Here is a 22,556-nt window from a genome sequence, read left to right as displayed (position 1 = left end):
AAATCGCAATAAAACAAGAAGAACTTGGCAAAGGAATGCTTGAAGATAAGTCCACTGCCAGAAGCTCTCCACCTATATTGGTGACAGTTTTGAGGATTCAGCCCCATAAACCGAAAAATAATGACGACGTACCATTATTTTCCTCGGCGAGTACTTCCCTCCTTAATGATCATCGGCTTTCGTCGCCTAACATTAAGTACCTAAGTATCGCACCTCTTCTGAATGCTTTATTAACCAGTGGCTAATAAAACAAAACCCCACTAAGTAGCGGGGCTTTGAAAGTTATCGTTTAGACGTCTAGCTGTCAAGCATTTAATAATTTATGAGTTAAATAAAACTGCCCATGTAATACGAGCCCGCATATCCAACCGTGTAACAAATTAATAAATGCAGCGATAAACGCAAGTAGCTCATAAAGGTAAGCGCTTTAACTTTGCTCATGGCAATAATGCCCGCAGCCGACCCAATGATAAGCATTGAACCGCCCACGCCCGTTGCATAAGTAAACGACAACCAGTGTTGTTGGCTCATTACTATATCGGCTTTTAATAAAGCAGCAGTAAGCGGTACGTTATCGACCCCTGCTGATAATATGCCCATTAAGTAGTTTGCGTATTCAGGTGCCATTACCGTATATAGGTCGGTAAATTTACTCAACATACCAATTTCTTTAAGTGCGCCAACAAGTAAAAGTACACCTACAAAAAACAATAATGTGTCGTATTCTATATCGCGAACAAAATCGATTATGTCTTTGTTAATGTCTTTTTTGCGCATTAAAAATTGCGCTACTAAAAACATCACTGATAAGCCAAACAAGAAGGTTAATAAAGGCGGTACGCTGTAAACTACACTCAGCATAAGTGTGCTCACTACGGTAGATAAAAATATAACGGCGATGGTAATGTCGGTTTTTTCAATGCGGGTTTTACCTGCACCAGCAAACTCAACACGCCCTTTCATACCGATAGACAGTAACGCAGCTAGCAGCATAACGCTTGCAAGAGCTGGCGCTATAAGTAGTAATAAATGAGCAATGGTTACTTTGCCATCTAAAAATATCATCAGTGTGGTTACGTCACCTGTTATTAGCGATACCCCACCTGAGTTAACCCCAAACACAATAAGCGTGGCGTATTTAATGAGCTTTTTAGGTTCAAGTTTTAACGACATAACAACCGCGAGCGATATAAGCGTAGCTGTTACGTTGTCTGAAATCGACGAAAACAAAAATGCAAAACCACCCACCAAAAACATGAGCTTTTTTTCGCTAATACTTTTTGGCATAACACGGTGCACAATATTTTCTATAAACCCCTTTGAATTTAAATACGCTACAAAGGTCATTGCAGCCATTAAAAATAGCCATAGAGAGGCAATTTCTAAAATATTTTCGTTTAAAAGGTGTTGAATCGTATCGGGGCTTTGCCCGTGTAGAGGGTATATAAAAAGAAGAATCCAGCAAAGCGTACCAAAAAACAGCGTGGTTTTAGCTTTATTGACATGGATTATATCTTCTATAACGATCAGTAAAAATGCAATCGCTATCAGGGTTAGAATAATCGAGGAAACCATGGTAGTTAAACAACCTTTGATATAGTTTTAAAGAACACACAAATAACATTCCATTTCATGTGCCTATTTTCGGCGCGAATTTTAGCACTGCCTCTATGCAAAAACTATTATTAAATGGTCTTAAAAACGAATACTATATACAGACAAGGTTAATTAAAAATACGTAATAATGAGTCTTCTAAAAGAACTCAATAATAAAATACTAGGATGTTGTAACCTCTTATGATCCCAGCTAAAAAGCTGCTAAACACCATAACCGAACATTGGGGTGTATTAGAGCTATTATTTAAACGTTTTAAAATGGCTGACTTTAGCCTAAAAGACGTACAAAACGCGATTAAGCAAAAGCAGCCTACGTGGTCAAACGAACGCATTTATAAAGAAACAAATCGTTTGTTAAACCAAGATATTTTAATTCCACTGGCTAAATCCTCACAGCTTGAAATAAATCGTGCCATTGCCGATTTTGCTACGTTTTTACTGCAAGAAGAGCATTTAGGCTTAGCGCAAGAAATTAGCGTATTAGTCGACGACCTCGCACGTTTAGGTAACCGCCTAGATAACGCTGGCGAAATAGAAGACTTTGACGATTTACGGCGCTACAGCCGCATTATGGATGATCGGGTGCGTAAAATAATGAAGCTCTATACGCACAACGAAAACGCTATTTTAAATATTGTTGAACAAGCTAAATCTAATAATGCGGTGCAATCGCTGCAAAAGCGTTATAAAGCGGTAATAGAAGCGTTTGACGAATACATAGAGCCCATGCTTGAAATGATTGATATTCGTGGTGAATTTCATGCGTGTTTTACCCTCATTGAAGAGCAAATAAGTAAGCAAATACTGCACATTGAGCGCTCAGGTAAAGCGTACAACGACAAACGTATGCTTGAGCAATTACGTACCCGTATACTCGAAATGCATTTAGTGGGTCGAGAAAGCTTACGTAAAAGTGCCGATATGCTTATGCCGCTGCGCGAAGAGTTACGCCGTAATAACTTAATTACTCGCCAAGCAGCCAAAGTACTTGGGCTTGTGCGCAAAAATGGCGTAGACAATATGCTAAGTGCGGTGCAGCCACATTTTGTGAGCGACGCACAGCGATATTCGCTTGGTCAGCAACGCCATATTGTGGCTTACATGGCAAGCTTGGTTGAATTTGAACACGAAGAATACCAATTGCCAGATCAACAAGACGTGCCTGCATTTGTTACGCCTAATATTCCTGACTACAACGATGTTAAAACTAGCTTTGCTAAGCGCTTTAATAAAAAACGCAAAAAGCCACAGCCCTTGCTGCAATTTTTAGACGAAAGCTACCCAGATCTCGATGCCGACGAAATGCTATTTTTGTATCAAAAATTGGTCAGCGACAGCGATATTAAAATAATTCAAAGCGATGAAAAAGCCCGCGTAAAAATTGCCGGTCAGCACTTTTCTTTATATCCATTTAATTCAGAGCCTCAGCCAGATTCAAAGGCAGGTAAATAAACCATGACACACATAAACTTAGACGAGCTAACCCACCTACAAGCCATTAATAAAAAATTAGTAGCGGGTTATCACATTTGCGAGCAAGACAACGTAATGTGGCAAGAGCTTGACCAACACATAGAAGACTACACCGCCCTATTTACCGCTTTAGGTAACGATTTAAAACGCGACAGCCGTGGCTTTTATTACTTTGGTAGCGACGAAAGCACACCCAATATGGGCAAAATATCTCGCGCTATCGCACTCACCATTTACATTTTAATTGAGCACTACGCCAATACGGGTAAAGACCCAATGCGCGCATTGTTTGACGACGTAAACGATTTAGAGCTTATGCAAACGCTGGTGCAAATTAACAAACATTTGTTTGATCAGCTTGAGATATTTTCGGGATCTGATTTGCGCAAAGACGTATACCTGCGCATGGTGCGCTTGGGTTTAGCCCGTGAAGTAGAAGGCGGCTTTATGTTACAAGCGCCAATTCACCGCTACATAGATGCACTCATGGAAGTAAACGAAGAAACCTACATTACAGAGGACGAGGAATGAAAAATCTATACGGACTAAGTAAACTCGCCCTACTTAACACCGCAGGCTATGCAAAATGTGTGATCCCGCTTGATAAAAGTAGCTCTATTTGCGCGCCCAATAACACCGGTAAAAGCTCGGTTATTAACGCCCTGCAGTTCCCGCTTATTAACGATTTACGCTTAACAGAATGGGACGGACACGATTTAGATGAAACCCGTAAGTTTTATTTTTCATCCGATCAGTCGTACATTTTACTAGAAGCTAACTTGCCTCATGGCTCGGTAGTAATAGGCGTTGCGGGACTTGGTAAAATTGCCGGTTACGCGCATCAGTACTTTTGTTACCAAGGAAAGCTTGATTTAGAGCAGTACACGCAAGGTAAAACTATTATTAAATTTACCAAGCTGTTCAACCATTTAAAATCGCTTAACTACAACCCTATTGAGCTTAAAGCACAAGAGCTAAACGCACTACTTACTGGCGGCGCAACGCCTTTTGACGGCGACATTAACTTAAAAATGATCCCGCTCAATAATGTGCAAGACTCCTCTATTTATAAAGAAATATTTAGACGTATTCTTAATTTACACAAATTAGGCGCAAGCGACGTAAAACGCTTTATGCTACGCGTGTTTGAACGCCATATGTCGAACTCTAAGGTCGATTTTTATGAAGTATGGCGTCGCTCGTTTGATAAAGTAAATCGCTCAAAACGCGAATTAAAAGCCCTTGAGTCAATGCAAGAGCCAATAGCCGCGCTTGAATCAATGCTTGAAAACCAAACCGTGCTTAAAGGTAAATTAGCCGCGTATGCGCCTAAAATTGACCAAGCACTGATTGATTTTGATACCTATCAAGAATCGCAACTTAATGAGCTGGGTATAGCGCTTGAAGATATAGAGCACGAAAAACACGAGTTTGAGCAAAAGCAAAGCCTATACGTACAGCAATCGCGTGATATAGAGCGCAGACAAACTCAAATTGAGCAGTGGTTTTTAGATTACGATGCGCTTAAAAGCGAATTTGAACTGGTAAATAAAGCCACGCTTAAAACCAGCCTGACTCAGTTAAAGCAAGATTACGAGTCGCTTTCACACTCTATAACCAGCGCACAAGGACAAAGCCTACATACGCTTGACTACCGGATTAGCGAAACACAAAAACAAATTAAGAGCTTAAAGCTGCAACTTAAAAACCTTGAGTTTAATTTGTTTACCCGTATGCGCGAAGACCTCTCGTTAAAAGAAGTAGAAGAAATATCGCGGATTTTAAACCCAGATATTCTCTCGTTTGCAACCACCACTAATGGCGATATAACCATTGATGACGAAGATGCGTTTGGGGAATTTTTATCGCTGTTAAGTGAAAACGTTAAAGGCGGCGTATTAACACTACCAGGTGCGAGCATTAAGCTTAAAAAGCTCTCGCCTGTGCAAATGCAAAGCGGCGAAAACAAAGAGCAATTAACCGCTCAGCTCAGTGCACTTGAGCATTCACTTAAAGAGTTTAAGCAACAGCGCGATGTTGCTGCAAACGTTGCCGACAAGCAAAAAGAAAAAGACGCGTTATACGATGAGCTTATGAGCGCAGAGAGCGCCCTAAAACGCTTAGAGCAGTTTGAGGTAATGCAGCAGTCGGTTGAAGCGCAAGCCATGCTAAAAGAGCAATTATTAGCTGAGCGCGAACAAGTTGACGACTACTTGCAAGATATTCAAAAAAATAGTGGCTCAATTGCCGATCGTCGCTCGTTAATTAAATCGAAACAAGAGCAAATTAATCGCCAAACTGAGCGCTTACGCCAAGTTAAAAGCGAGCGAATTGACCACACGCTTGATTTATACAGCGGCAAAGTGACCCCGTACATGATTGATATTACGGTCGACTTTGATAACTTAAGCGATCTTGTTCATCACTTTAATAAAGACTGCCAAGAGCTGCGTAATTTTGACATAAACGTGCGCAACACCTATTTGCATGTATATAACGCGGGTATAACTAAATTCGACAACGAAAACGACGAATATACTAAGTACCAAAAGCTAATAAGCGCCTTTCATAATATTGATAACGAACGCGACGCGGTTGAGCGCCAAGCTCGCGTTGCGCTTACCGAAGTGGCCGCAACTATTAAAGGCTTGCGAGAAGATTTAGACCGCCTTCGCCGCGAAATGAACAGCTTTAATAAAGGCATAAGCCAGCACCGTATTTCAAACCTGCAAGCGTTTAAAATTAACGTAATACCGCGCAAAATGCTGGTTGATAGTATAGATACCATTATCAGCACGTCGCATCAGTTTGAGCAAGGTGACACGCTTGATTTACTTAGCCAAGAACCGTACAGCGAAAGTGCGGTAAACGAAGCGAAAGATCACTTAATTAAACTCGCCTCAGATAAAGCGGGTTTAACACTTACCGATTTATTTGATATTCGATTTGAAGTGGTTAACCGCGCAGGTGAAACAGAGCACTTTGAAAAAATAGATTCGGCGGGTTCAAACGGCACACGTATTACGATTAAGTTATTGTGTGGCATGTTGTTTATTCGTTACTTATTGAGTGACCAGGAACAAAACCTATACCGTATACCAATTTATATAGATGAAGCGGCCGACATTGACCCACAAAATCAAAAAGCAATTATAGAAACCGCACTAAGCTTTGGTTTTGTGCCTATATTTGCCTCAGTTAAGCCACAAATAAGTTGTGACTACATTGTGCCTATTCGCTCGGTAAAAGACGGTGCACAAAACTGGGTAGATGAAAAAGATTGGATTGAAGTTGAACACAATTAATTGGCCGTTAAGGCAAACCAACTAAACTAAAATATAGGACGTTTAAATAATACACATTTAAACTATGTGTGTTATTTTAAATTAATGCATTTTATTGGAGCAAACGTAATGAAAAATATACTTATTGTTGCAGCGCTAGCACTTCTTACAGCCTGTACACAAACCCCAGATTGGGATTACGATAAATCAGCTAACTTTAGTAATTTTAAAACATTTGCTTGGGTAGAAAACGCCAGCCTAACTAAAGACACAAATAACTATCAAATTAATGGCCTAATGGAAAAGCGTGTTCGCACTGCCGTTAATGCAGAATTGAGCCAAACACTAGGTATGAGTTTAGTTGATGCAGCGCAAGCTGATGTACTTGTTAACTATCATGCATCGGTAGACAAAGAGCTTGAAGTAGACAACTTCAATATAAACTACCGCCCGCATTGGGGTTATTGGGGTACTGGTTTTCAACGCGATACAACTGCGCGTGAATACGAAGTGGGTACACTGATTATCGATATTGTGGATCGTGAATCTAACCAGCTAGTATGGCGCGGCGCAAAAGAAGGTCGATTAAAGAAAAATCAATCGCCAGAACAACGTGAAGCATCAATTAATAAAACAGTGAGCGAAATTTTAAGTAACTTCCCGCCGCAAAAGCAGCAGTAAGTTAAAATTAGCTATAAGTAAGTTTTAAAAGAGCTCACAGTACGTGAGCTTTTTTGTGGGTGTGTATTTTTGGGAATTTTAAAATAAAGTAATTACGAGCTACGCCCGTCACGTCAGCAAACTGCACGTCTACAAAATAAACACCGGATTAAACTTTTTACCTGTAGGCGCTAAGCTTGCTTGCGCGAGAAGCGATAGCTTCTAATTACTTATCTTTGTGCGCTTACACTACTCAAATTTACGATTTATACTTATGCAGTAACTCAAGCGGTATGTGGCAGTAATCATCAGGATGATTAGTTAAGCGGTCTTGATGCTCAGGATCGCTTGGCACGTAGTTAGTTAGCAGCTCTACTCCTACCACAATCTTATCAGCATCACTTCGCTGGCTTATATAATTGCTAGCAACCTTTAAATGATCTTGGCTTTTGCTATAAATGGCAGTGCGATATTTAGGGCCTACGTCATCCCCTTGTTTGTTAACGCTATACGGATCAATAATCTCAAAAAAGAAGCCAAACAGCTCGTTTAAGCTAACCGCTTTTGTACTAAATATTACTTTTACACACTCAGCATAACCGTCGTATTCACCTTGTGTATTATCGTTTTTTCCATTAGCCCGCCCTGCTTCAGTACTTATCACACCAGGTAAGTGCTTTAAAAACTCTTGCACGCCCCACAGGCAGCCACCTGCAAAGTAAATAGTATCTTGCTGTTTTATATTCATAATAAATGTGACCAAATTTGTTAGATGCATTAACGTTGCAAATGATTATCAAATGCAGTTTTTAATGAATTAATGTACAATCGCGCCAAAATCGCAGTTGTTTAATTGAATTATTTTATCACGCCTTAAAAGTGTGTTCTGAATTTAATTGTTACCGTAATTGCATATAAAAAATGAGACACACAACATGAAATGGTCACCGCACTTTATACTCCCTGCACTGCTATGCAGCGCGAGCAGTTTTGCCTACGGCGAAGCTATAACTGATAAAACTGAAGCATCACCGGCAATAGAAAAAATAACGGTTGAGGCATCGCCCACTGCAAACACATTACCTGTAGGTACATTTGACTCTCCAGTATCTAATTTAGAGTATGACCCACGTGTTGATTTGCAATCACGTAATATGGCTGAAGCGCAAGCCGATGTAACTATACGTGGCGGTATTTTTGAAAATACCGGCTTTAGAGTTGGTAGTGCTACTTTACTTGACCCACAGTCTGGGCATTACTTTGCTGAAATTCCTATTGCACCGCAAATGCTTACCGGCCCTTATATTTTAACAGGCGCAGACAATGCGCTTAATGGTGCTAATAGCTCTGTAGGCACTGTATCGTTTGGCTGGAAACCAATTAGCACGGGCGGCAGTGTATCGGTAGGTACTGGCACAAATGATTTTAACTTACAAAGCTTACATGCGGGTGTAAGTATGCCCCTAGAAGGCGCAAAGGATTGGAAGCTTGGTTTTGAAGGCGAGATTTCTCACTCACAAAGCGATGGCACTATTGATAACGGCGATCACGACTTTACACGTGCATCGGGTCGCGTTCAATTAGCTGGCGCTGATTCTCAAACCGATTTGTTTTTTGGCTCACAAGATAAGTTTTTTGGTTGGCCAAATTTGTACACTCCATTTGGCGTTAACGAAACAGAAGAGCTAGAAACCCGCTTATTAATGCTAAACCATAAGCAAAATTATGCGCAGGATAGTAACTTTGAAGTGTCGGCTTATTACCGCACACACGACGATCATTATATTTACTCTCGCGAAAATCCAAGCGCTTTTGAAGCGTTTCACAAAAGTGAAGTTAAGTCGTTAGCGCTATCGGGGCATCATGCTCAAAGCGATGTATTTGCTGTAAATTATTCAGCACAGTTTATTGACGACTCAATTGAATCTACCACGCTTGAAAACAACTTTACCTCTCGTAAGTATTATAAATTAAGCGTATTGCCTGAATACAAAATGGCGCTTGAGGATAATAAACAACTTACATTTCGTTTAGGCGCTGCGTTTGACGATACAAATAGAGACGACTCTGAACTGTCACTTATTGGTGATATAACGCTTAATACACAAAACAGCAAAGGTTTTGAGCGCACGTTTTATTTATCGTACGCAGAGGCAAGCCAAGTAGCAGGCTATACCGCCATTGGCGGAAGTGATTCGGGCGGGTTATTTAGAAGTAATTACACCCTTGAGCGCGAAACGACTAAAAGCCTAGAGCTAGGTTTATTAGTTGATGAGCAAACTTGGCAACTTAATTCGGCTATTTTTTATCGCAAAGATGACAACTTAACCGATTGGACGTTTAATTTTGATTCAAGCTCTGCGCGCTTTGCAAACCCTGTAGATATAAATACGACGGGCATTGAGTTCTTAGCAACTAAACACTTTGAAACAACCGAAATTGTAGCGAGTTACACCTACCTTCATAAATCAGAAAATTACGGTGCGGCAGATATTGACGCTAGTTTTTACGCATTAAACTTTCCTGATCACCGCCTAACACTCGGCGCAGTGTGGAATCCTACTGATATATTGCAGTTTAGAATAGATAACGAGTGGCGCAAACAGCACGAAAATGCGCTGCGCGGTAGTGACGACGATGCTTTATTTACCCATTTAACGTTAAAAATTACGCCGCCAATGCTAAAAAACTTATTTATTACTTTAGCAGCAGATAACTTATGGGGTGAATCGTTTGAAGAGATACCTGGTACACCAGGGCGAGGTGAGCAATATACGTTAAGCGCAACGTATAGTTGGTAGAATTGAGCTATCACATTCAAAGACCTGTTTATTTAAGACAGGTCTTTGAATAAATATTCAGCAAAAAATAAACGGCATACTAAATATTAAGAGCTTTGATTACTCAGCTTATATTGAACCAGAACGACATTGTCTTTTTCTTAGCTCATTATCAATTTGTAAAGGGCGACTAAGCTCATCTGTAAGAACCTGCGAAACAACCGTACCGGTTTCAACTTCTTGTATCCAGATTGATATTTTATCCCCTTCCCTTTTTCTATTTAGCATGTAGCTTTTATCAGAATCTAAATTAACGTTAAAATTAACAAAAGCTTCTTTTTGACTATTTAAAACATCAGGGTTTGAAACACTCGCCTTTACCCATAAATCATGATCACCACTGATATACTGCTTTGGTTCAGCCCATTGTGTAGGTTTTTTGTTAAAGCACATCAAGTGGACATATTCTAGATCTACTCCCTGCTCTCTTTTAAAGTTTTCGAGTCTAAAATGGTCTTCTTTAATATCGGTTTTAATGGGTAAGTTTGAACAACCTAATAAAGTCACACCTAATGTAAATGCTGTAAGTAAATTTTTCATTTTTCTTTCCTTTTAAAAATTAAGATTGAACGAAATCACCTATAAATGAGATTTATAAAAAGTATCTTACAATTTCCTATATTAGCAACAAAATTAAATATGTCTAATATTTCACCATCAAATAAATTAACGACTGCTTTTAATAACCTTGTGAAGATTTTTATTAATAATATATTGTAAATAGATGTGTATTAAAAACGAGGATTAAGTTAGCTCTTCAAGCTCTGTAATAAGTGCTAAAGCTTGTGCATTTGTTGACCCGCACACATCAAGCGTGGCGCTAAAATCACTGCATACTTTAGGTCGGCTTGAATCACCAAATAACTTACATAAATTACGTTCGTCCAGCTGAATACAGCGCTCTCCGGCCTTTTTACCATTTGGCATACCTGGAATAGGCGAACTAATACTTGGCGCAATACAACATGCGCCGCAGCCTAGCCTGCAACTCATCGATTCGGTTTTCATAATATCCTCTGAATAAAACACACTTACTTTAATTCCTTTTTAGGAACGTAATTAGCCGCATGTTGAGTTGTAATGTACATATGTAATGCTTTGTTACATCTTAAAACGCCTTGTAAACACTTTATTGCGTATTATTGCTCTGTCACCACCAATTATGAAGGAATGCCTTGTGGCTACTACAAAACAAATAATACTCCCAATTGCTGTTTTAGCAGGCGGTATTGCTTTAGCTTTCGCCTTTATGGCAATGAAAAAACCACCCGAAGAAAAGCCAGAGCAAGATTTACGCCCTTTAGTTGCAACACAAAGCATACTTTTAGATTCTATAACGCTCGATGTTAAATCGTACGGCATAGTAAAACCAAAGGACCGTACCGAGCTGATAGCACAAGTTAGTGGGCAAGTTATTTCGGTATCAGATCAATTTGTTGAAGGCGCGTTTGTAAAGCAAGGCGATATTTTAGCACGAATTGATGCAAATGATTACGAGGCAGACTTTATTGAAGCGCAAGCAGGTTTAGCACAAGCAAGCTCAGCACTTGAAATAGAACGCGCACAAGCACATGTAGCAAAAGCTGAATGGGAGCGTATTAAATCGGACTCAAGCGAAGCTATCGCCTCAGAACTTTATTTACGTAAACCACAACTGGCCGAAAAACTAGCGCGTTACCGCTCTGCTCAAGCAAGTGTTAAACGTGCTAGCCGCAATCTTGAACGTACTTATATTAAAGCCCCATACGATGCCATTATTAATGAACGCACAATTAGCTTGGGTTCAGTAGTAAACCCAGGTAATAGTTTTGGTGCATTGAGTGCAACCTCAGTTGCAGAGGTACGTTTACCCGTTGCCGACCAAGAACTACAATATTTAAAAAACGGCGGCGTAGGCTCAAATGTTACATTTAACGCAGAATACGCGGGTAAGCAAACAATGTGGCAAGCCAAAGTAATTCGCACCGAAGGTGTGGTTGATCAAACAAGCCGTATGAGCTACTTGGTTGCACAACTTGCAACACCTTATGGCGATAAAACACGCCCTCTTCGTTTTGGTTCATACATTAACGCTACCATTGAAGGTCGCCCGCTTGATAACGCAATTATTGTTGCGCACCATTTAGTTAAAGATAATAAAATTGTAATTTTAAATGACGATTTAACATTATCGTTTAAAACTCTCAATATTATACGCGAACAAAACGGCATGATTATAGCCAGCCAAGGGCTAAAAAATGGCGAGCAAATTGTTACCTCAGCGCTTGAGTATCCAACTGAAGGTATGGCAGTAAAAGTTGAAGATATTGCGCCTGATAAAACTGATGTAACTCAACTTGCGCTGAAAGAGGAATAATCATGAACACTCGTGAAACAGGGTTAATAGCATGGTTTGCCCGAAACCCGGTTGCTGCCAACCTACTAATGATATTTATATTAGTCGGTGGTATTTTAATGGCGATGACAATTCGCAAACAAATGTTCCCACAGTTTGAAAGTAACTGGATAAGCGTACAAGCGGTTTACCCAGGTGCAGCCCCGCAAGAAGTTGAAGAAGGAATAACCATAAAAGTTGAGGAAAACCTCGAAGGTATTGAAGGCATTAAACGCCTAATTACTTACTCTAACCGTGGTTTTTCACAAGCGTGGATTGAAATAGAAGAACAATACAATCCACAAGAAGTACTTGATGAAATTAAAGTACAAGTTGATTCAATAAACACCTTTCCTGCGGGAATGGAGCGCCCTGTTGTTCGCCGCGATAAGTTTGAGCAAGAGGTAATGATACTCGCGCTTTATGGCGACATGAGTAACTACCAGTTAAAAGAGCTTGGCAACGATATAAAAGACGAGTTACAAGCACTGCCTCACGTTAACCTTGTTAATTTTAACGGCGGTTTAGAGTACGAAATTGGCATAGAAGTCAGCCCTGATAAACTGCGCGAATATGGCTTAACATTTAGAGATATTGCAGGCGCTGTACAAAACTTTTCGGCCAATATGTCGGCGGGGCAAATACGATCTGAAAACGGTTATATTTCGATGCGTGTTGAAAAACAAGCCTACCGTGGTTTTGAGTTTGAAAAACTCCCCCTTATTACCCTTGCTGATGGCGCACAAATTTATTTAGGCGATGTTGCAACTATTAATGATGGCTTTGAAGAAGGTCTGCAGTATTCAAAATACAATGGTAAAAATTCACTCTCGTTTGAAGTTAATGCATCAAAAGATCAAGATATTACCGATGTAGCAAAAGTTCTTAAAAGCTACATGGCGGCTAAAGAGCCACTTTTACCAGCAGGTGTTAAGCTATCCCCTATTGTTGATTTAACTTACTACCTTGAAGGTCGACTTGATATGATGGTCGATAACATGATTTGGGGTGGCTTGTTAGTAATGATAGTGCTGGCACTATTTTTACCACTACGCTTGGCATTTTGGGTAATGATGGGCTTACCGGTGTCTTTTCTAGGTGCCTTTTTGTTTATGCCCATTGGCTTTTTAGACGTAACAATTAACCTAGCCTCTCTTTTTGCCTTTATACTTGTACTCGGGATTGTAGTGGATGACGCCATTGTTGTGGGCGAGTCAGCCAGTGCCGAAATAGAAAAATACGGCCATACACTTGATAATGTAGTACGCGGCGTAAAACGTGTTGCGATGCCAGCAACCTTTGGTGTACTAACAACTATTGCGGCATTTTTACCACAAACACTCGCAACCGGCCCTGGTGCTGCTTTTTCTAAGGCAATTGGTGGCGTGATTATTTTATGTTTGATTTTTTCACTCATTGAATCAAAACTTATTTTACCTGCGCATATTGCAGCAATGAACCCGCGTAAACCAAATCCTAAAAATCCATTACATCGCTTACGTATGGTGATTGATAGTGGTTTAAAAGGCTTTGTGAATAACTACTACCTTCCTTTTGTTAGCCGCTGTATTCACTACCGCTATACCGTAATTGTTGGCTTTATGTGTTTGCTTATTGTAAGCGCAGGTATGTTTGCAGGTGGTTTAGTTAAGTTTGTACCAAACCCTAAAATACCGCACGACTTTCCACGTATTGATATAGAAATGAACCTTGCTTCATCTGAGCAAGCAACGCTTGAAACTGCACGTAAAATAGAAAGCGTGTTGTTAAAGGTCGATCAGCAACTACAAGAGCAATACGGTAAACCGATGATCCGCGATTTATCGGTAAGCCTGCGCGGGCGAACTGAAGCAAATATTATGGCCATTTTGGTAGAGCCTGACTTACGCCCTATCGACACCTTTGCCCTAAGTGCATTATGGCGTGAGCAAATGCCCGCTTTACCAGGCATTAAAACCATGACCATTCAAGACAGTATAATGAATGGCGGTCGAGATGATGGCGACGTTAGCTTTAAACTTGAAGGCAAAAATGCTGACGAGCTAAAAGAAGTGGCTGGTAAATTAAAAGCCAAATTACAAACAATGGAAGGCGTTGGCGACGTAAACGATTCAATGCAAAGCGCTACCGACGAAGTGCAACTTGATTTAAAACCACTCGCTTACAGCATGGGTTTAACGCTTGCTGATGTAGCATCGCAAGTTAGCTTTAGTTACTACGGCTTAGAAGCGCAGCGAATATTGCGTGAAGGCGAAGAAATTAAAGTTATGATCCGCTATCCAGAAGACGAACGTAACTCAATAAGTGACATAGCAAGTGTGCGTATTATTACACCTACTGGCGCTGAAGTACCGCTAAGTGAAGTAGCCGAAGTTAAGCTTGTTGACGGTGTTAACCGTATTCGCCGCGAAAACTCTAAACGTACTGTAAACGTATGGGCTGCGGTAAATACTGACCAAGCCGAACCATTTGCAATTGCAGAAGAAATTCGTGATGAATACTTACCAACATTACTTAAAAGCTACCCTGGCGTTACAAGTGATGTAGCTGGGCGCATTCAAGAAGAGATGGATAGCGCTTCAGAGCAGCTTCGTGATTTTGGTATATCAATGATGATTATATTTGCCTTGTTAGCCATTCCGCTTAGATCTTACTCGCAGCCACTTATTATAATGTCGGTTATTCCGTTTGGTGTAGTTGGCGCCATGTTTGGGCATATGATTTTAGGCATGACCATGAGTAGCTTATCTATGTTTGGCATTATTGCTGTAGCGGGTGTGGTCGTAAATGACTCCCTCGTTATGGTTGATTTTGTAAACAAAGCCCGCGCTGAAGGTGTTTCGATTAAGGATGCTGTAATGCAAGCCGGTGCTCGTCGCTTTAGAGCAATATTACTCACCTCAATCACTACCTTTATTGGTGTAATGCCAATTATTTTTGAAACGAGTTTACAAGCTAAAATTGTTATCCCAATGGCTGTATCACTTGCTTTTGGTGTGTTATTTGCCACAGTAATTACACTGATACTTATACCGTGCCAGTACGTTGCACTAGAAGATGCTAAACGATTAGTACGTAAAATGCGTGGCAAGCCACCACTATTAGATGCTCAACCAGCGCCTACTCACAGCTAAATTAAGTAACATCCCAACCAAAAAAGCTCGGCATATTATGCCGAGCTTTTTATTTTTAGCTTAAAAATAATATTCACCTATTTACTAACAATACTTCTATTACTTATTTTTTAACACGCAGGATAACTTTGGCAACAGTCCTAATAATTGAGAGAAATATTGCTCGTTTTTTATCCCTAATACGTTATGGTATTTAAATAATAAATAGACATAATAAAATTAAGGAACAGCCATGAATACATCTCCCTCTGATCATATTCCTCAAGAAGCCTTTGATTGGTATGACGAATACGCCCACGGTTTAATGGACCGACGTACTTTTATGAAAAAACTCGGTGGCCTTGCTGCTCTTGGCTTTTCGATGGCTGTACTTACATCAGCATTATTACCTAACTATGCACTTGCTGAACAAGTATCGTTTAATGACGATGATATTAAAGCAACATACGAAGAATTCGATTCGCCAGACGGGCACGGTAAAGGCAAAGGTTACTTAGCAACCCCTAAAAACATAGAAGGTAAGCTTCCTGTTGTACTTGTGATACACGAAAACCGTGGTTTAAATCCTTACGTAAAAGACGTAGCAAGGCGCTTAGCTAAGGTCGGTTTTATTACGTTTGCTCCCGACGCGCTCTTTCCACTGGGTGGCTACCCTGGTAATGATGATGAAGGACGCGCTATGCAAAAAACCATGGATCGCGCTAAAATTCAAAACGATTTTGTTGCCGCAGCGCACTTTTTAAAATCGCATGCTAACAGTAACGGTAAGTTAGGCGCTGTCGGTTTTTGTTTTGGTGGCTATATTGTTAACTATTTAGCGGCTGTAGATAGTAATTTAATCAGCGCCGGCGTACCTTTTTACGGCACTCCAGCCAGTGGAAGTTTACGTAAAAATATTAAAGCGCCGTTAATGATTCAATTAGGCGAGCTGGATAAACGTGTAAACGCGTCGTGGCCACAGTACGAACAAGACTTAAAAGCCAATAACGTTGAATACACTATGCATATGTATAAAGGGGCAAATCATGGTTTTCATAACGACTCTACAGGTCGATATGATAAAGACAATGCCGAGCTTGCATGGCAACGTACCGTTGAGTTTTTTAATAAAAAGCTAAGTTAGCTAATAAAGAATAATGCCACTAGCTCTAAGCCAGTGGCATTATTAAAAATACTTAGTTTTTTATTAACTTTAATTTTTTTTGCTACGCATAACTAATAACGACAACAAAACGAGTAAATAAATACTCAAAGAGCCACCGCTACTAGAGCCATCTTTATTTTCGATTTTTGCAATTTTTTCTTCTTTAACACGTGTTTTAAAGCTTGCTAGTTCTGCATCTAAATTAGTACTCATATCACTAACCGCTAGATTAAAACCTTCAGCCGACTTTTCAGATAACGTTTCATCAATACCTATTGCTGTTGTTCTTTTTTCAAGCTTACTTATACCAGGTGCTCTAAATAGCATTTTTCTACTTTTAATATCAAAAACAGCTGTATCCACAAAGGTTTGTATTGTATTTTCATTACCTGGAATAGCGTACATACCCACTATTGTCCAATAAAGTAAGGCTGCATTGTTTTCATAAGATTGCGTAACTTGATCATATGAAACCAGTGCCATTACATCTACATCGTAAAGCCTCCCGACTTGCTCGAGTGTTGCGAAGCCTTCACCTCCTTTTAAATAGGTACTTGGTATAACTTCAATGCGGTCAATGTAATCATATTGTAGAAATGACTTTTTTACTTTTTCGAGTAACTCAACTTGGTTTTGGGTCTCTAACCCGTCTGGCTGCCAGTTTTTAGACGGTACAAATGCAATTCCAACAGTAACAGGGAGTTTTAAAACAGGTATTTCAGGTTTATAGGTAGAGCGACTTTGTTGATCAGGATATAAGAAATCCATTAAGCTACTAGATTGCGTATTTTTACCTGTATTGTTGCTCACAAACGAACTACAAGAAGCCAGTAAGGTCGCCATAAAAATGATTATATATTTATTAAATTTCACATTTATTCCTTTTTTATTTTTAATTTAATTCAGTTACGTGCCAAAGCTCACCCGATGGTCCCCATAAGTAAATAACGCTACCCCAAGGTTCTTGTTTTATACCCTCAAAGCGGATATCAAAACCGTTTAGGTTACTAATGAGTTCGTATGCTTCATCTATATTTAACACACAAAGTTGCAGCATTAAGTTTTCAGCAAACGTTTTATTATAATAACGCTGTAAAAAGAACGTACATTCGCCAAAGGTACACACACATAAATCATTTGAGGCATCTTCAATCTTAAATCCAAGCGCTTTATAAAAGCGCTGAGATTGCTCATAATTTTTACAGGGAATAAAAATTCTAATATCATCAACTTGCATAACTCTTCCTTAATTAGCTCAGTACGCTTTTATTAATAATTCCTTTATTTACCAACTGTTGCAAAATAGCTTGGGATTTTGCTCTGCATGCATCACGTAGTAAACGCACCGCTGGGGTTATTGACTGCCTACTTGGGCAAATAAGCCAAAGTTCACCATTAACATGTTGATAATTTGGCATAACAGTAACTACCCTGTCATTAAGTAAATCGTCAGCTATATCAAGTGCCGACTTTACAGCTAAGCCCTTACCCGCAACGCACCAGCGCCTGACTAAATCGCCATCGTTTGAGGCGCGCCTGCCATCCATTTTAACTTTATATTTTGATTCACCATCGGTGAATTCCCACGTATTATTTATAATATCCTGCAACTGATAAAACAAACCTTGATGCGACGCTAAATCATCGGGATGCACAGGGCTTCCATTTTGTAGCAGGTATTCTTCGCTAGCACACAACAAGCGCGGTACGTTACAAATTTTAAAACCATAAACGCTTGCATCATTAGGCGAGCCATAACGAAGCGCTATATCAACTGAGTCACGGTAAAAGTCGATATTGCTATCACTTATATGGGTTCTTAAACTTAGCTTTGGATAAGTGTCCATGAGTTCATCAATCCATGGGATCACCAAGTTACGCCCTAAGTCAGATGAAAGTGCAACACGCAATTCGCCTTCTATTTCGTCGTGTTCACCTTTAAGGTTTTGTTTTGCGAGCTCAAGCACTGCTAAAGCCTGTTCACATTGTGGTATGTAGCGCTCCCCAGCAGCCGACAACCTCAAATGACGTGTGGTACGAACAAACAGCTCGCTACCAAGCGCTGACTCCACGCGTTTAATAGCGGCGCTTGCTGTGGCTGTACGCATATCTAACTTAGCAGCTGCTAGCGTAATACTTCTAAACTCAGCGACTTTTAAAATAAGTTTTAAATCTTCTATGTTCATATTATCTATTTATATTTGATAATGATTCAATAATTATGCTGTTTATCTAATGCAAAGCAAGCTGTATTATCTTCGCATAAAGTAATTAACACGTACTTTTAATCGCAAACCCTATAACTTTTGGAGATTAAAAATGGCTCACCCAATTATTAATGACTTAGAAAAACGCTACACTGCAAAACGTTACGACGCCACTAAGCGCGTATCGCAAGACGATTTAGCCGTTATTTATGAGGCTATGCGATTGTCTCCTTCATCTATTAACTCGCAGCCTTGGAAGTTTATAGTTATTGAATCTGATGAGGCTAAAGAGCGTATGCATAGTACATTTGCTAATAAATTTGCGTTTAACCAGCCACACATTAAAACAGCTTCGCATATAATATTATTTGCTCACAACCCTAAATATACCCGCGATGATTACGCACAAGTAATTGATGCAGATATTAAAAATGGTCGTACTAAAGCAGAAAATCGCGAACAAGCTTTTGGTGCTTACGCGTTTGTTGATATGAATACTGATGAGCAAGGCGTTAATGAAGAGTGGACTAAAGCACAAACTTACATTGCACTGGGTAACACTATGCATGCAGCTGCACGCTTAGGTGTTGACTCTACTCCAATGGAAGGCGTAGATGCCGAGCTGATTGGCGAAGTTTTTGAAAAAGAACTTGATGGTTACGTATGCGACGTGGCATTAGTACTTGGCTATCACGATAGCGCTGAGGATTATAATGCTAAATTACCTAAATCTCGCTTAGCAAAAGAGCAAGTTATTCAGGTTTTATAAGTAATACGTTATAAACTTAAATGATAACAATATTAAAAAACCACTTATTTAAATAAGTGGTTTTTTGCTTTAAAGCAGTTTAACTTACTTGAAGCTGCGCAGCCTGAATGTATTGCACTAAATCTTCAATAGAAACCACAGTCATATTATGTTTATTAGCATAATCACTCACCTCAGGTAAGCGCGCCATTGAACCATCTGGATTTGTTAGTTCGCAAATTACGCCAAATGGTTTTAAGCCGGCAAGTTGCATTAAATCAACGGATGCTTCGGTATGACCACGACGAACTAATACTCCGCCCGTTTGTGCTTTTAAACCAAATACATGCCCAGGGCGCGATAAATCACTTGGTTTAGCGTTATCGCCTGTCGCTGCTTTTATAGTAGTTACTCTATCAGCAGCAGACACACCTGTTGTAACACCATGCTTAGCTTCAATAGTGACTGTATAAGCGGTGTTATTTTGACTGGTGTTGTGGGTTACCATTTGCGGTAAGTCGAGCTGTTTAATGCGCTCCTCCCCCATGCATAAGCAAACAATACCGCTGCCTTCGCGGATCATTTCGGCCATTTGAGAAGTCGTTAAATGCTCAGCTGAAAATACAAAGTCGCCTTCATTTTCACGGTTTTCATCATCAACAACAAGTACGCCTTGCCCTTGCTGTAGTGCAGTAATTGCGCTTTGTACGCGGATATGGCTTTCGCCGAATTGAGTAAGTAGAGACTGAATCATCATTATATTCCAAATAAAAAATAATAGATTCAGGACTGTGAAAGGATCAGTAATATATCGCTTTAAATTTAAAACGATCACTACCAAAATAGCTTAAATAAAATAACAAAAAGCACGCAGCAAAAAGCAGCGTACAGTGTTATACCAACGGCATTAAATTAGTGACCTATTATAACGCTAGAAAAATAGCTCACTTAACGCGATACAATGATCGTGTCTTTAATAAAATTGATATTAGTATAATAAGCCATATTCTCTTTCATCCGGACTGTAACCGTCGGCTCTGGCATCTCACCAGATCTGCTTGACCTTTACTTAACCGAGAAAATAAGTTAAATAAAGCGCTCGCGGGCTCGTTTAAGTTATAAATAACATTAAACATACCGCCGGTGGGGAATTTCGCCCCGCCCTGAGAATGTACTTTTAGAACTAAAGCGCTATAAAAGCGGGCTTATTATACCCTTTAACTTAATTACTTATCAAAGGTAAGTGAATAAACTTCTAACAAAGCTCGGTATTTAATGAGGCTTTGACTACTTTACCTTCATTTATATCAGCGGTGATTGTACAAGTAGCGCCGTTTACTAAATTTAAGTTAGGTGGAGCATGACCAATATCGGCATCAACAATCACAGGAAATAAACACCCACCTAGTGCAACATCAAGCGCGTGGCGGTAATCAAAAGAAGCATCTTGACCTTGAGTGATCACGCTGCGACCAATAATAATACCGTTTATATCGTCAAATATACCTGCTAATTTTAATGAAAGTAAAAACCGTGCAACGGTTGTTGGCGTCAGCTCTGAGTTTTCTAGGTATAAAATAAGCCCTTCGGGTGCACTGTGTTTTTTAAATTCATGTAGTGCCAAAAATGGAGAGTCGAGTAATAAGCCGACTGTATCTAAACAGCCACCAAATAAGCGACCCGACATTTCAATAGTGCGTGCATCAAAGTAATTTAAACACTGCCACTGAGTAACTTCTGTGTGTTCAAACAATGCATTTGGGTTTTGTACGTAATCAGGTCTATTTTTTTGATAATGCGATGACGGGCCTTGCTCAAATTTGCTACCTGCTTCATAACTTAGTGTTTCAAATATTTGCAGGCAATAAGGACTTTTTTCGTCAGGATGTAACTGCATAAGATTAGCGCTGTGTAGTGTTGCCCATTGGCATTTTGCCGTGAGTGCGCATGCAATGGTGCTTACATCAGAGAACCCAACTAACCATTTAGGCTTTGCTTCTTTAATTGCATTAAAATCAAGTAGGGGCAGTATTTCCATTGCAAGCTCGCCACCAAATGGAGGCATAATTGCATCTATCTCATCATCTAATAAAAAACCCATTAACTGCTGAGCGTGCGCTTTAGCGTTAAGCTGTCCATGCGGTTTGCTTTGGCGTAAAAACTCTCCTTCAACAACATCATATCCTCGATGTTTTAATCCATTAATAACAATGTCTAACCGTGCATGGTACTTTTCTTTAAGGCCTGATGAAAGTGAACAAATTGCTATTTTTGATCCTACTTTTAAAGGCGCTGGGTAAAGTATATTAGGCATATATTTTCCTTTTTAGAGAATACGTTAATACCAATTACATTAAATCAGCGAGTTATTTGATGCGCTAAATGCTCATGTTTTTAGTAAATTGATATAAGTACCTACTATACCAACATAGACCATATTTATAGAATATGAATACTGTACAAACACGCCTACCATTAAAGGTTAAATTACAGACATAAAAAAACCGATGTAATTACATCGGTTTTTATTTAAAAACGTTAAAGTGAGTTATGCGTTAAAGATACTCAACTTCAATGATTTCGAACTCAACAATACCTTTTGGCGTTTGAATAGACACTGCGTCGTCCATTTGTTTACCAATTAAGCCACGTGCAATCGGTGAGTTAACAGATATTAAGTTGTTTTTAATATTTGCTTCGTCATCGCCCACAATACGGTATTTTACTTCAGCATCGGTTTCTATATTTACAATAGTTACCGTAGTGCCAAAAATAACTCTACCGGTATTTGGCATTTTAGTTACGTCGATAATTTGAACATTTGAAAGTTTAGCTTCAATTTCTTGAATACGCCCTTCACAAAAACCCTGTTGTTCACGCGCAGCGTGGTATTCAGCGTTTTCTTTTAAGTCACCATGTTCACGTGCAACCGCAATATCACTTACGATTTTAGGACGGGTAACTGTTTTTAATTCGTTAAGCTCTTTACGCAGTAAATCTGCGCCACGAACTGTCATCGGAATTGATTGCATACTTTTCTCACTTAACACCAAGGCCCTAGTTGGCCTTGGCACA

The 22,556-nt window shown here is 39.6% G+C and carries 19 protein-coding genes and 2 riboswitches; of the genes, 9 read left to right on the top strand and 10 right to left on the bottom strand.

Annotation, left to right across the window (positions count from 1 at the left end; genetic code table 11):
• Positions 1–53: 53 nt before the first annotated feature.
• Positions 54–226: riboswitch (Lysine riboswitch) on the bottom strand.
• A 101-nt stretch (positions 227–327) separates the two neighbouring features.
• A complete protein-coding gene (gene nhaD / locus AAEY62_RS11095) occupies positions 328–1,575 on the bottom strand; it encodes a sodium:proton antiporter NhaD (RefSeq protein WP_007375803.1) in 1,248 nt (415 codons plus the stop codon).
• Positions 1,576–1,797: 222 nt separating this feature from the next.
• Between nhaD and AAEY62_RS11090 the strand changes: the two genes are divergently transcribed.
• The 4 genes from AAEY62_RS11090 to AAEY62_RS11075 all read left to right on the top strand — a co-directional run bounded on the left by AAEY62_RS11090 (position 1,798) and on the right by AAEY62_RS11075 (position 7,055).
• Positions 1,798–3,069: an MksB family condensin complex protein gene (locus tag AAEY62_RS11090; protein WP_170070695.1), complete on the top strand. Its 1,272-nt coding sequence runs from the start codon at positions 1,798–1,800 to the stop codon at positions 3,067–3,069.
• Between the two features lie 3 nt (positions 3,070–3,072).
• The gene (locus AAEY62_RS11085) at positions 3,073–3,621 is read left to right on the top strand and encodes a condensin complex protein MksE (RefSeq protein ID WP_010553432.1); all 549 of its coding nucleotides are present in this window, start codon (positions 3,073–3,075) and stop codon (positions 3,619–3,621) included.
• The gene (locus tag AAEY62_RS11080) at positions 3,618–6,395 is read left to right on the top strand and encodes an Mks condensin complex protein MksF (RefSeq protein ID WP_222713680.1); all 2,778 of its coding nucleotides are present in this window, start codon (positions 3,618–3,620) and stop codon (positions 6,393–6,395) included. The genes AAEY62_RS11085 and AAEY62_RS11080 overlap by 4 nt, the downstream gene beginning before the upstream one ends.
• A 108-nt stretch (positions 6,396–6,503) precedes the next feature.
• Entirely contained in the window at positions 6,504–7,055 is a 552-nt protein-coding gene (locus AAEY62_RS11075; RefSeq protein ID WP_008134542.1) for a DUF4136 domain-containing protein, read from the top strand.
• A gap of 238 nt (positions 7,056–7,293) precedes the next feature.
• On the opposite strand, the gene AAEY62_RS11070 is transcribed toward AAEY62_RS11075, so the two are convergent.
• Positions 7,294–7,782 carry a peptide-methionine (S)-S-oxide reductase gene (locus tag AAEY62_RS11070; protein WP_007581898.1) on the bottom strand — a complete coding sequence of 163 codons (489 nt, stop codon included), beginning with the start codon at positions 7,780–7,782 and terminating at the stop codon, positions 7,294–7,296.
• Positions 7,783–7,969: 187 nt separating this feature from the next.
• Between AAEY62_RS11070 and AAEY62_RS11065 the strand changes: the two genes are divergently transcribed.
• Entirely contained in the window at positions 7,970–9,835 is a 1,866-nt protein-coding gene (locus AAEY62_RS11065) for a TonB-dependent receptor plug domain-containing protein (protein ID WP_350634942.1), read from the top strand.
• Between the two features lie 108 nt (positions 9,836–9,943).
• On the opposite strand, the gene AAEY62_RS11060 is transcribed toward AAEY62_RS11065, so the two are convergent.
• Positions 9,944–10,414 (bottom strand): hypothetical protein, encoded by a 471-nt coding sequence (locus AAEY62_RS11060; RefSeq protein WP_024590855.1) that lies wholly within the window; start codon positions 10,412–10,414, stop codon positions 9,944–9,946.
• A gap of 204 nt (positions 10,415–10,618) precedes the next feature.
• Positions 10,619–10,882: a YkgJ family cysteine cluster protein gene (locus AAEY62_RS11055; RefSeq protein WP_007581895.1), complete on the bottom strand. Its 264-nt coding sequence runs from the start codon at positions 10,880–10,882 to the stop codon at positions 10,619–10,621.
• 169 nt (positions 10,883–11,051) lie between these two features.
• Here AAEY62_RS11055 and AAEY62_RS11050 point away from each other — a divergent pair, with 169 nt between their 5' ends.
• The 3 genes from AAEY62_RS11050 to AAEY62_RS11040 all read left to right on the top strand — a co-directional run bounded on the left by AAEY62_RS11050 (position 11,052) and on the right by AAEY62_RS11040 (position 16,505).
• Positions 11,052–12,230 carry an efflux RND transporter periplasmic adaptor subunit gene (locus AAEY62_RS11050; RefSeq protein WP_007581894.1) on the top strand — a complete coding sequence of 393 codons (1,179 nt, stop codon included), beginning with the start codon at positions 11,052–11,054 and terminating at the stop codon, positions 12,228–12,230.
• Between the two features lie 2 nt (positions 12,231–12,232).
• A complete protein-coding gene (locus tag AAEY62_RS11045) occupies positions 12,233–15,382 on the top strand; it encodes an efflux RND transporter permease subunit (protein WP_350634941.1) in 3,150 nt (1,049 codons plus the stop codon).
• Positions 15,383–15,614: 232 nt separating this feature from the next.
• The gene (locus AAEY62_RS11040; protein ID WP_350634940.1) at positions 15,615–16,505 is read left to right on the top strand and encodes a dienelactone hydrolase family protein; all 891 of its coding nucleotides are present in this window, start codon (positions 15,615–15,617) and stop codon (positions 16,503–16,505) included.
• 69 nt (positions 16,506–16,574) lie between these two features.
• Here AAEY62_RS11040 and rhlP read toward each other — a convergent pair whose 3' ends face one another.
• The 3 genes from rhlP to AAEY62_RS11025 are packed head-to-tail and all read right to left on the bottom strand — an operon-like array spanning position 16,575 to position 18,712.
• Positions 16,575–17,369, bottom strand: a complete 795-nt coding sequence (gene rhlP, locus AAEY62_RS11035) for a rhombotarget lipoprotein (RefSeq protein ID WP_350634950.1) — start codon at positions 17,367–17,369, stop codon at positions 16,575–16,577.
• Positions 17,370–17,418: 49 nt separating this feature from the next.
• The gene (locus AAEY62_RS11030; RefSeq protein ID WP_007375815.1) at positions 17,419–17,763 is read right to left on the bottom strand and encodes a VOC family protein; all 345 of its coding nucleotides are present in this window, start codon (positions 17,761–17,763) and stop codon (positions 17,419–17,421) included.
• 13 nt (positions 17,764–17,776) lie between these two features.
• Positions 17,777–18,712, bottom strand: coding sequence for a LysR family transcriptional regulator (locus AAEY62_RS11025; RefSeq protein WP_350634939.1), 936 nt, complete (start codon positions 18,710–18,712; stop codon positions 17,777–17,779).
• A 133-nt stretch (positions 18,713–18,845) separates the two neighbouring features.
• Between AAEY62_RS11025 and AAEY62_RS11020 the strand changes: the two genes are divergently transcribed.
• Complete coding sequence (locus AAEY62_RS11020; RefSeq protein ID WP_350634938.1) at positions 18,846–19,502, top strand: nitroreductase family protein; 657 nt, start codon at positions 18,846–18,848, stop codon at positions 19,500–19,502.
• A gap of 79 nt (positions 19,503–19,581) precedes the next feature.
• On the opposite strand, the gene ribB is transcribed toward AAEY62_RS11020, so the two are convergent.
• The 3 genes from ribB to greA all read right to left on the bottom strand — a co-directional run bounded on the left by ribB (position 19,582) and on the right by greA (position 22,513).
• Positions 19,582–20,235 carry a 3,4-dihydroxy-2-butanone-4-phosphate synthase gene (gene ribB / locus AAEY62_RS11015; RefSeq protein ID WP_290294023.1) on the bottom strand — a complete coding sequence of 218 codons (654 nt, stop codon included), beginning with the start codon at positions 20,233–20,235 and terminating at the stop codon, positions 19,582–19,584.
• Between the two features lie 247 nt (positions 20,236–20,482).
• Positions 20,483–20,656: riboswitch (FMN riboswitch) on the bottom strand.
• Positions 20,657–20,736: 80 nt separating this feature from the next.
• A complete protein-coding gene (locus tag AAEY62_RS11010) occupies positions 20,737–21,795 on the bottom strand; it encodes a S66 family peptidase (RefSeq protein ID WP_350603469.1) in 1,059 nt (352 codons plus the stop codon).
• Between the two features lie 241 nt (positions 21,796–22,036).
• Positions 22,037–22,513 (bottom strand): transcription elongation factor GreA, encoded by a 477-nt coding sequence (gene greA, locus AAEY62_RS11005; RefSeq protein ID WP_010553419.1) that lies wholly within the window; start codon positions 22,511–22,513, stop codon positions 22,037–22,039.
• Positions 22,514–22,556: the final 43 nt, after the last annotated feature.

This window comes from Pseudoalteromonas sp. GW168-MNA-CIBAN-0100 (assembly GCF_040309225.1).
In the GTDB taxonomy this organism is placed as follows: Bacteria; Pseudomonadota; Gammaproteobacteria; order Enterobacterales; family Alteromonadaceae; genus Pseudoalteromonas; species Pseudoalteromonas arctica.
The sequence above is the reverse complement of the archived record's forward strand: the minus strand, read 5'-3'. Positions and strand labels throughout refer to the sequence as shown.

Coding starts and splice junctions, on each gene's coding strand:
- nhaD (WP_007375803.1), bottom strand. CDS start 1,575: ATGGTTTCCTCGATTATTCTAACCCTGATAGCGATTGCATTTTTACTG.
- AAEY62_RS11090 (WP_170070695.1), top strand. CDS start 1,798: ATGATCCCAGCTAAAAAGCTGCTAAACACCATAACCGAACATTGGGGT.
- AAEY62_RS11085 (WP_010553432.1), top strand. CDS start 3,073: ATGACACACATAAACTTAGACGAGCTAACCCACCTACAAGCCATTAAT.
- AAEY62_RS11080 (WP_222713680.1), top strand. CDS start 3,618: ATGAAAAATCTATACGGACTAAGTAAACTCGCCCTACTTAACACCGCA.
- AAEY62_RS11075 (WP_008134542.1), top strand. CDS start 6,504: ATGAAAAATATACTTATTGTTGCAGCGCTAGCACTTCTTACAGCCTGT.
- AAEY62_RS11070 (WP_007581898.1), bottom strand. CDS start 7,782: ATGAATATAAAACAGCAAGATACTATTTACTTTGCAGGTGGCTGCCTG.
- AAEY62_RS11065 (WP_350634942.1), top strand. CDS start 7,970: ATGAAATGGTCACCGCACTTTATACTCCCTGCACTGCTATGCAGCGCG.
- AAEY62_RS11060 (WP_024590855.1), bottom strand. CDS start 10,414: ATGAAAAATTTACTTACAGCATTTACATTAGGTGTGACTTTATTAGGT.
- AAEY62_RS11055 (WP_007581895.1), bottom strand. CDS start 10,882: ATGAAAACCGAATCGATGAGTTGCAGGCTAGGCTGCGGCGCATGTTGT.
- AAEY62_RS11045 (WP_350634941.1), top strand. CDS start 12,233: ATGAACACTCGTGAAACAGGGTTAATAGCATGGTTTGCCCGAAACCCG.
- AAEY62_RS11040 (WP_350634940.1), top strand. CDS start 15,615: ATGAATACATCTCCCTCTGATCATATTCCTCAAGAAGCCTTTGATTGG.
- rhlP (WP_350634950.1), bottom strand. CDS start 17,369: ATGGCGACCTTACTGGCTTCTTGTAGTTCGTTTGTGAGCAACAATACA.
- AAEY62_RS11030 (WP_007375815.1), bottom strand. CDS start 17,763: ATGCAAGTTGATGATATTAGAATTTTTATTCCCTGTAAAAATTATGAG.
- AAEY62_RS11025 (WP_350634939.1), bottom strand. CDS start 18,712: ATGAACATAGAAGATTTAAAACTTATTTTAAAAGTCGCTGAGTTTAGA.
- AAEY62_RS11020 (WP_350634938.1), top strand. CDS start 18,846: ATGGCTCACCCAATTATTAATGACTTAGAAAAACGCTACACTGCAAAA.
- ribB (WP_290294023.1), bottom strand. CDS start 20,235: ATGATTCAGTCTCTACTTACTCAATTCGGCGAAAGCCATATCCGCGTA.
- AAEY62_RS11010 (WP_350603469.1), bottom strand. CDS start 21,795: ATGCCTAATATACTTTACCCAGCGCCTTTAAAAGTAGGATCAAAAATA.
- greA (WP_010553419.1), bottom strand. CDS start 22,513: ATGCAATCAATTCCGATGACAGTTCGTGGCGCAGATTTACTGCGTAAA.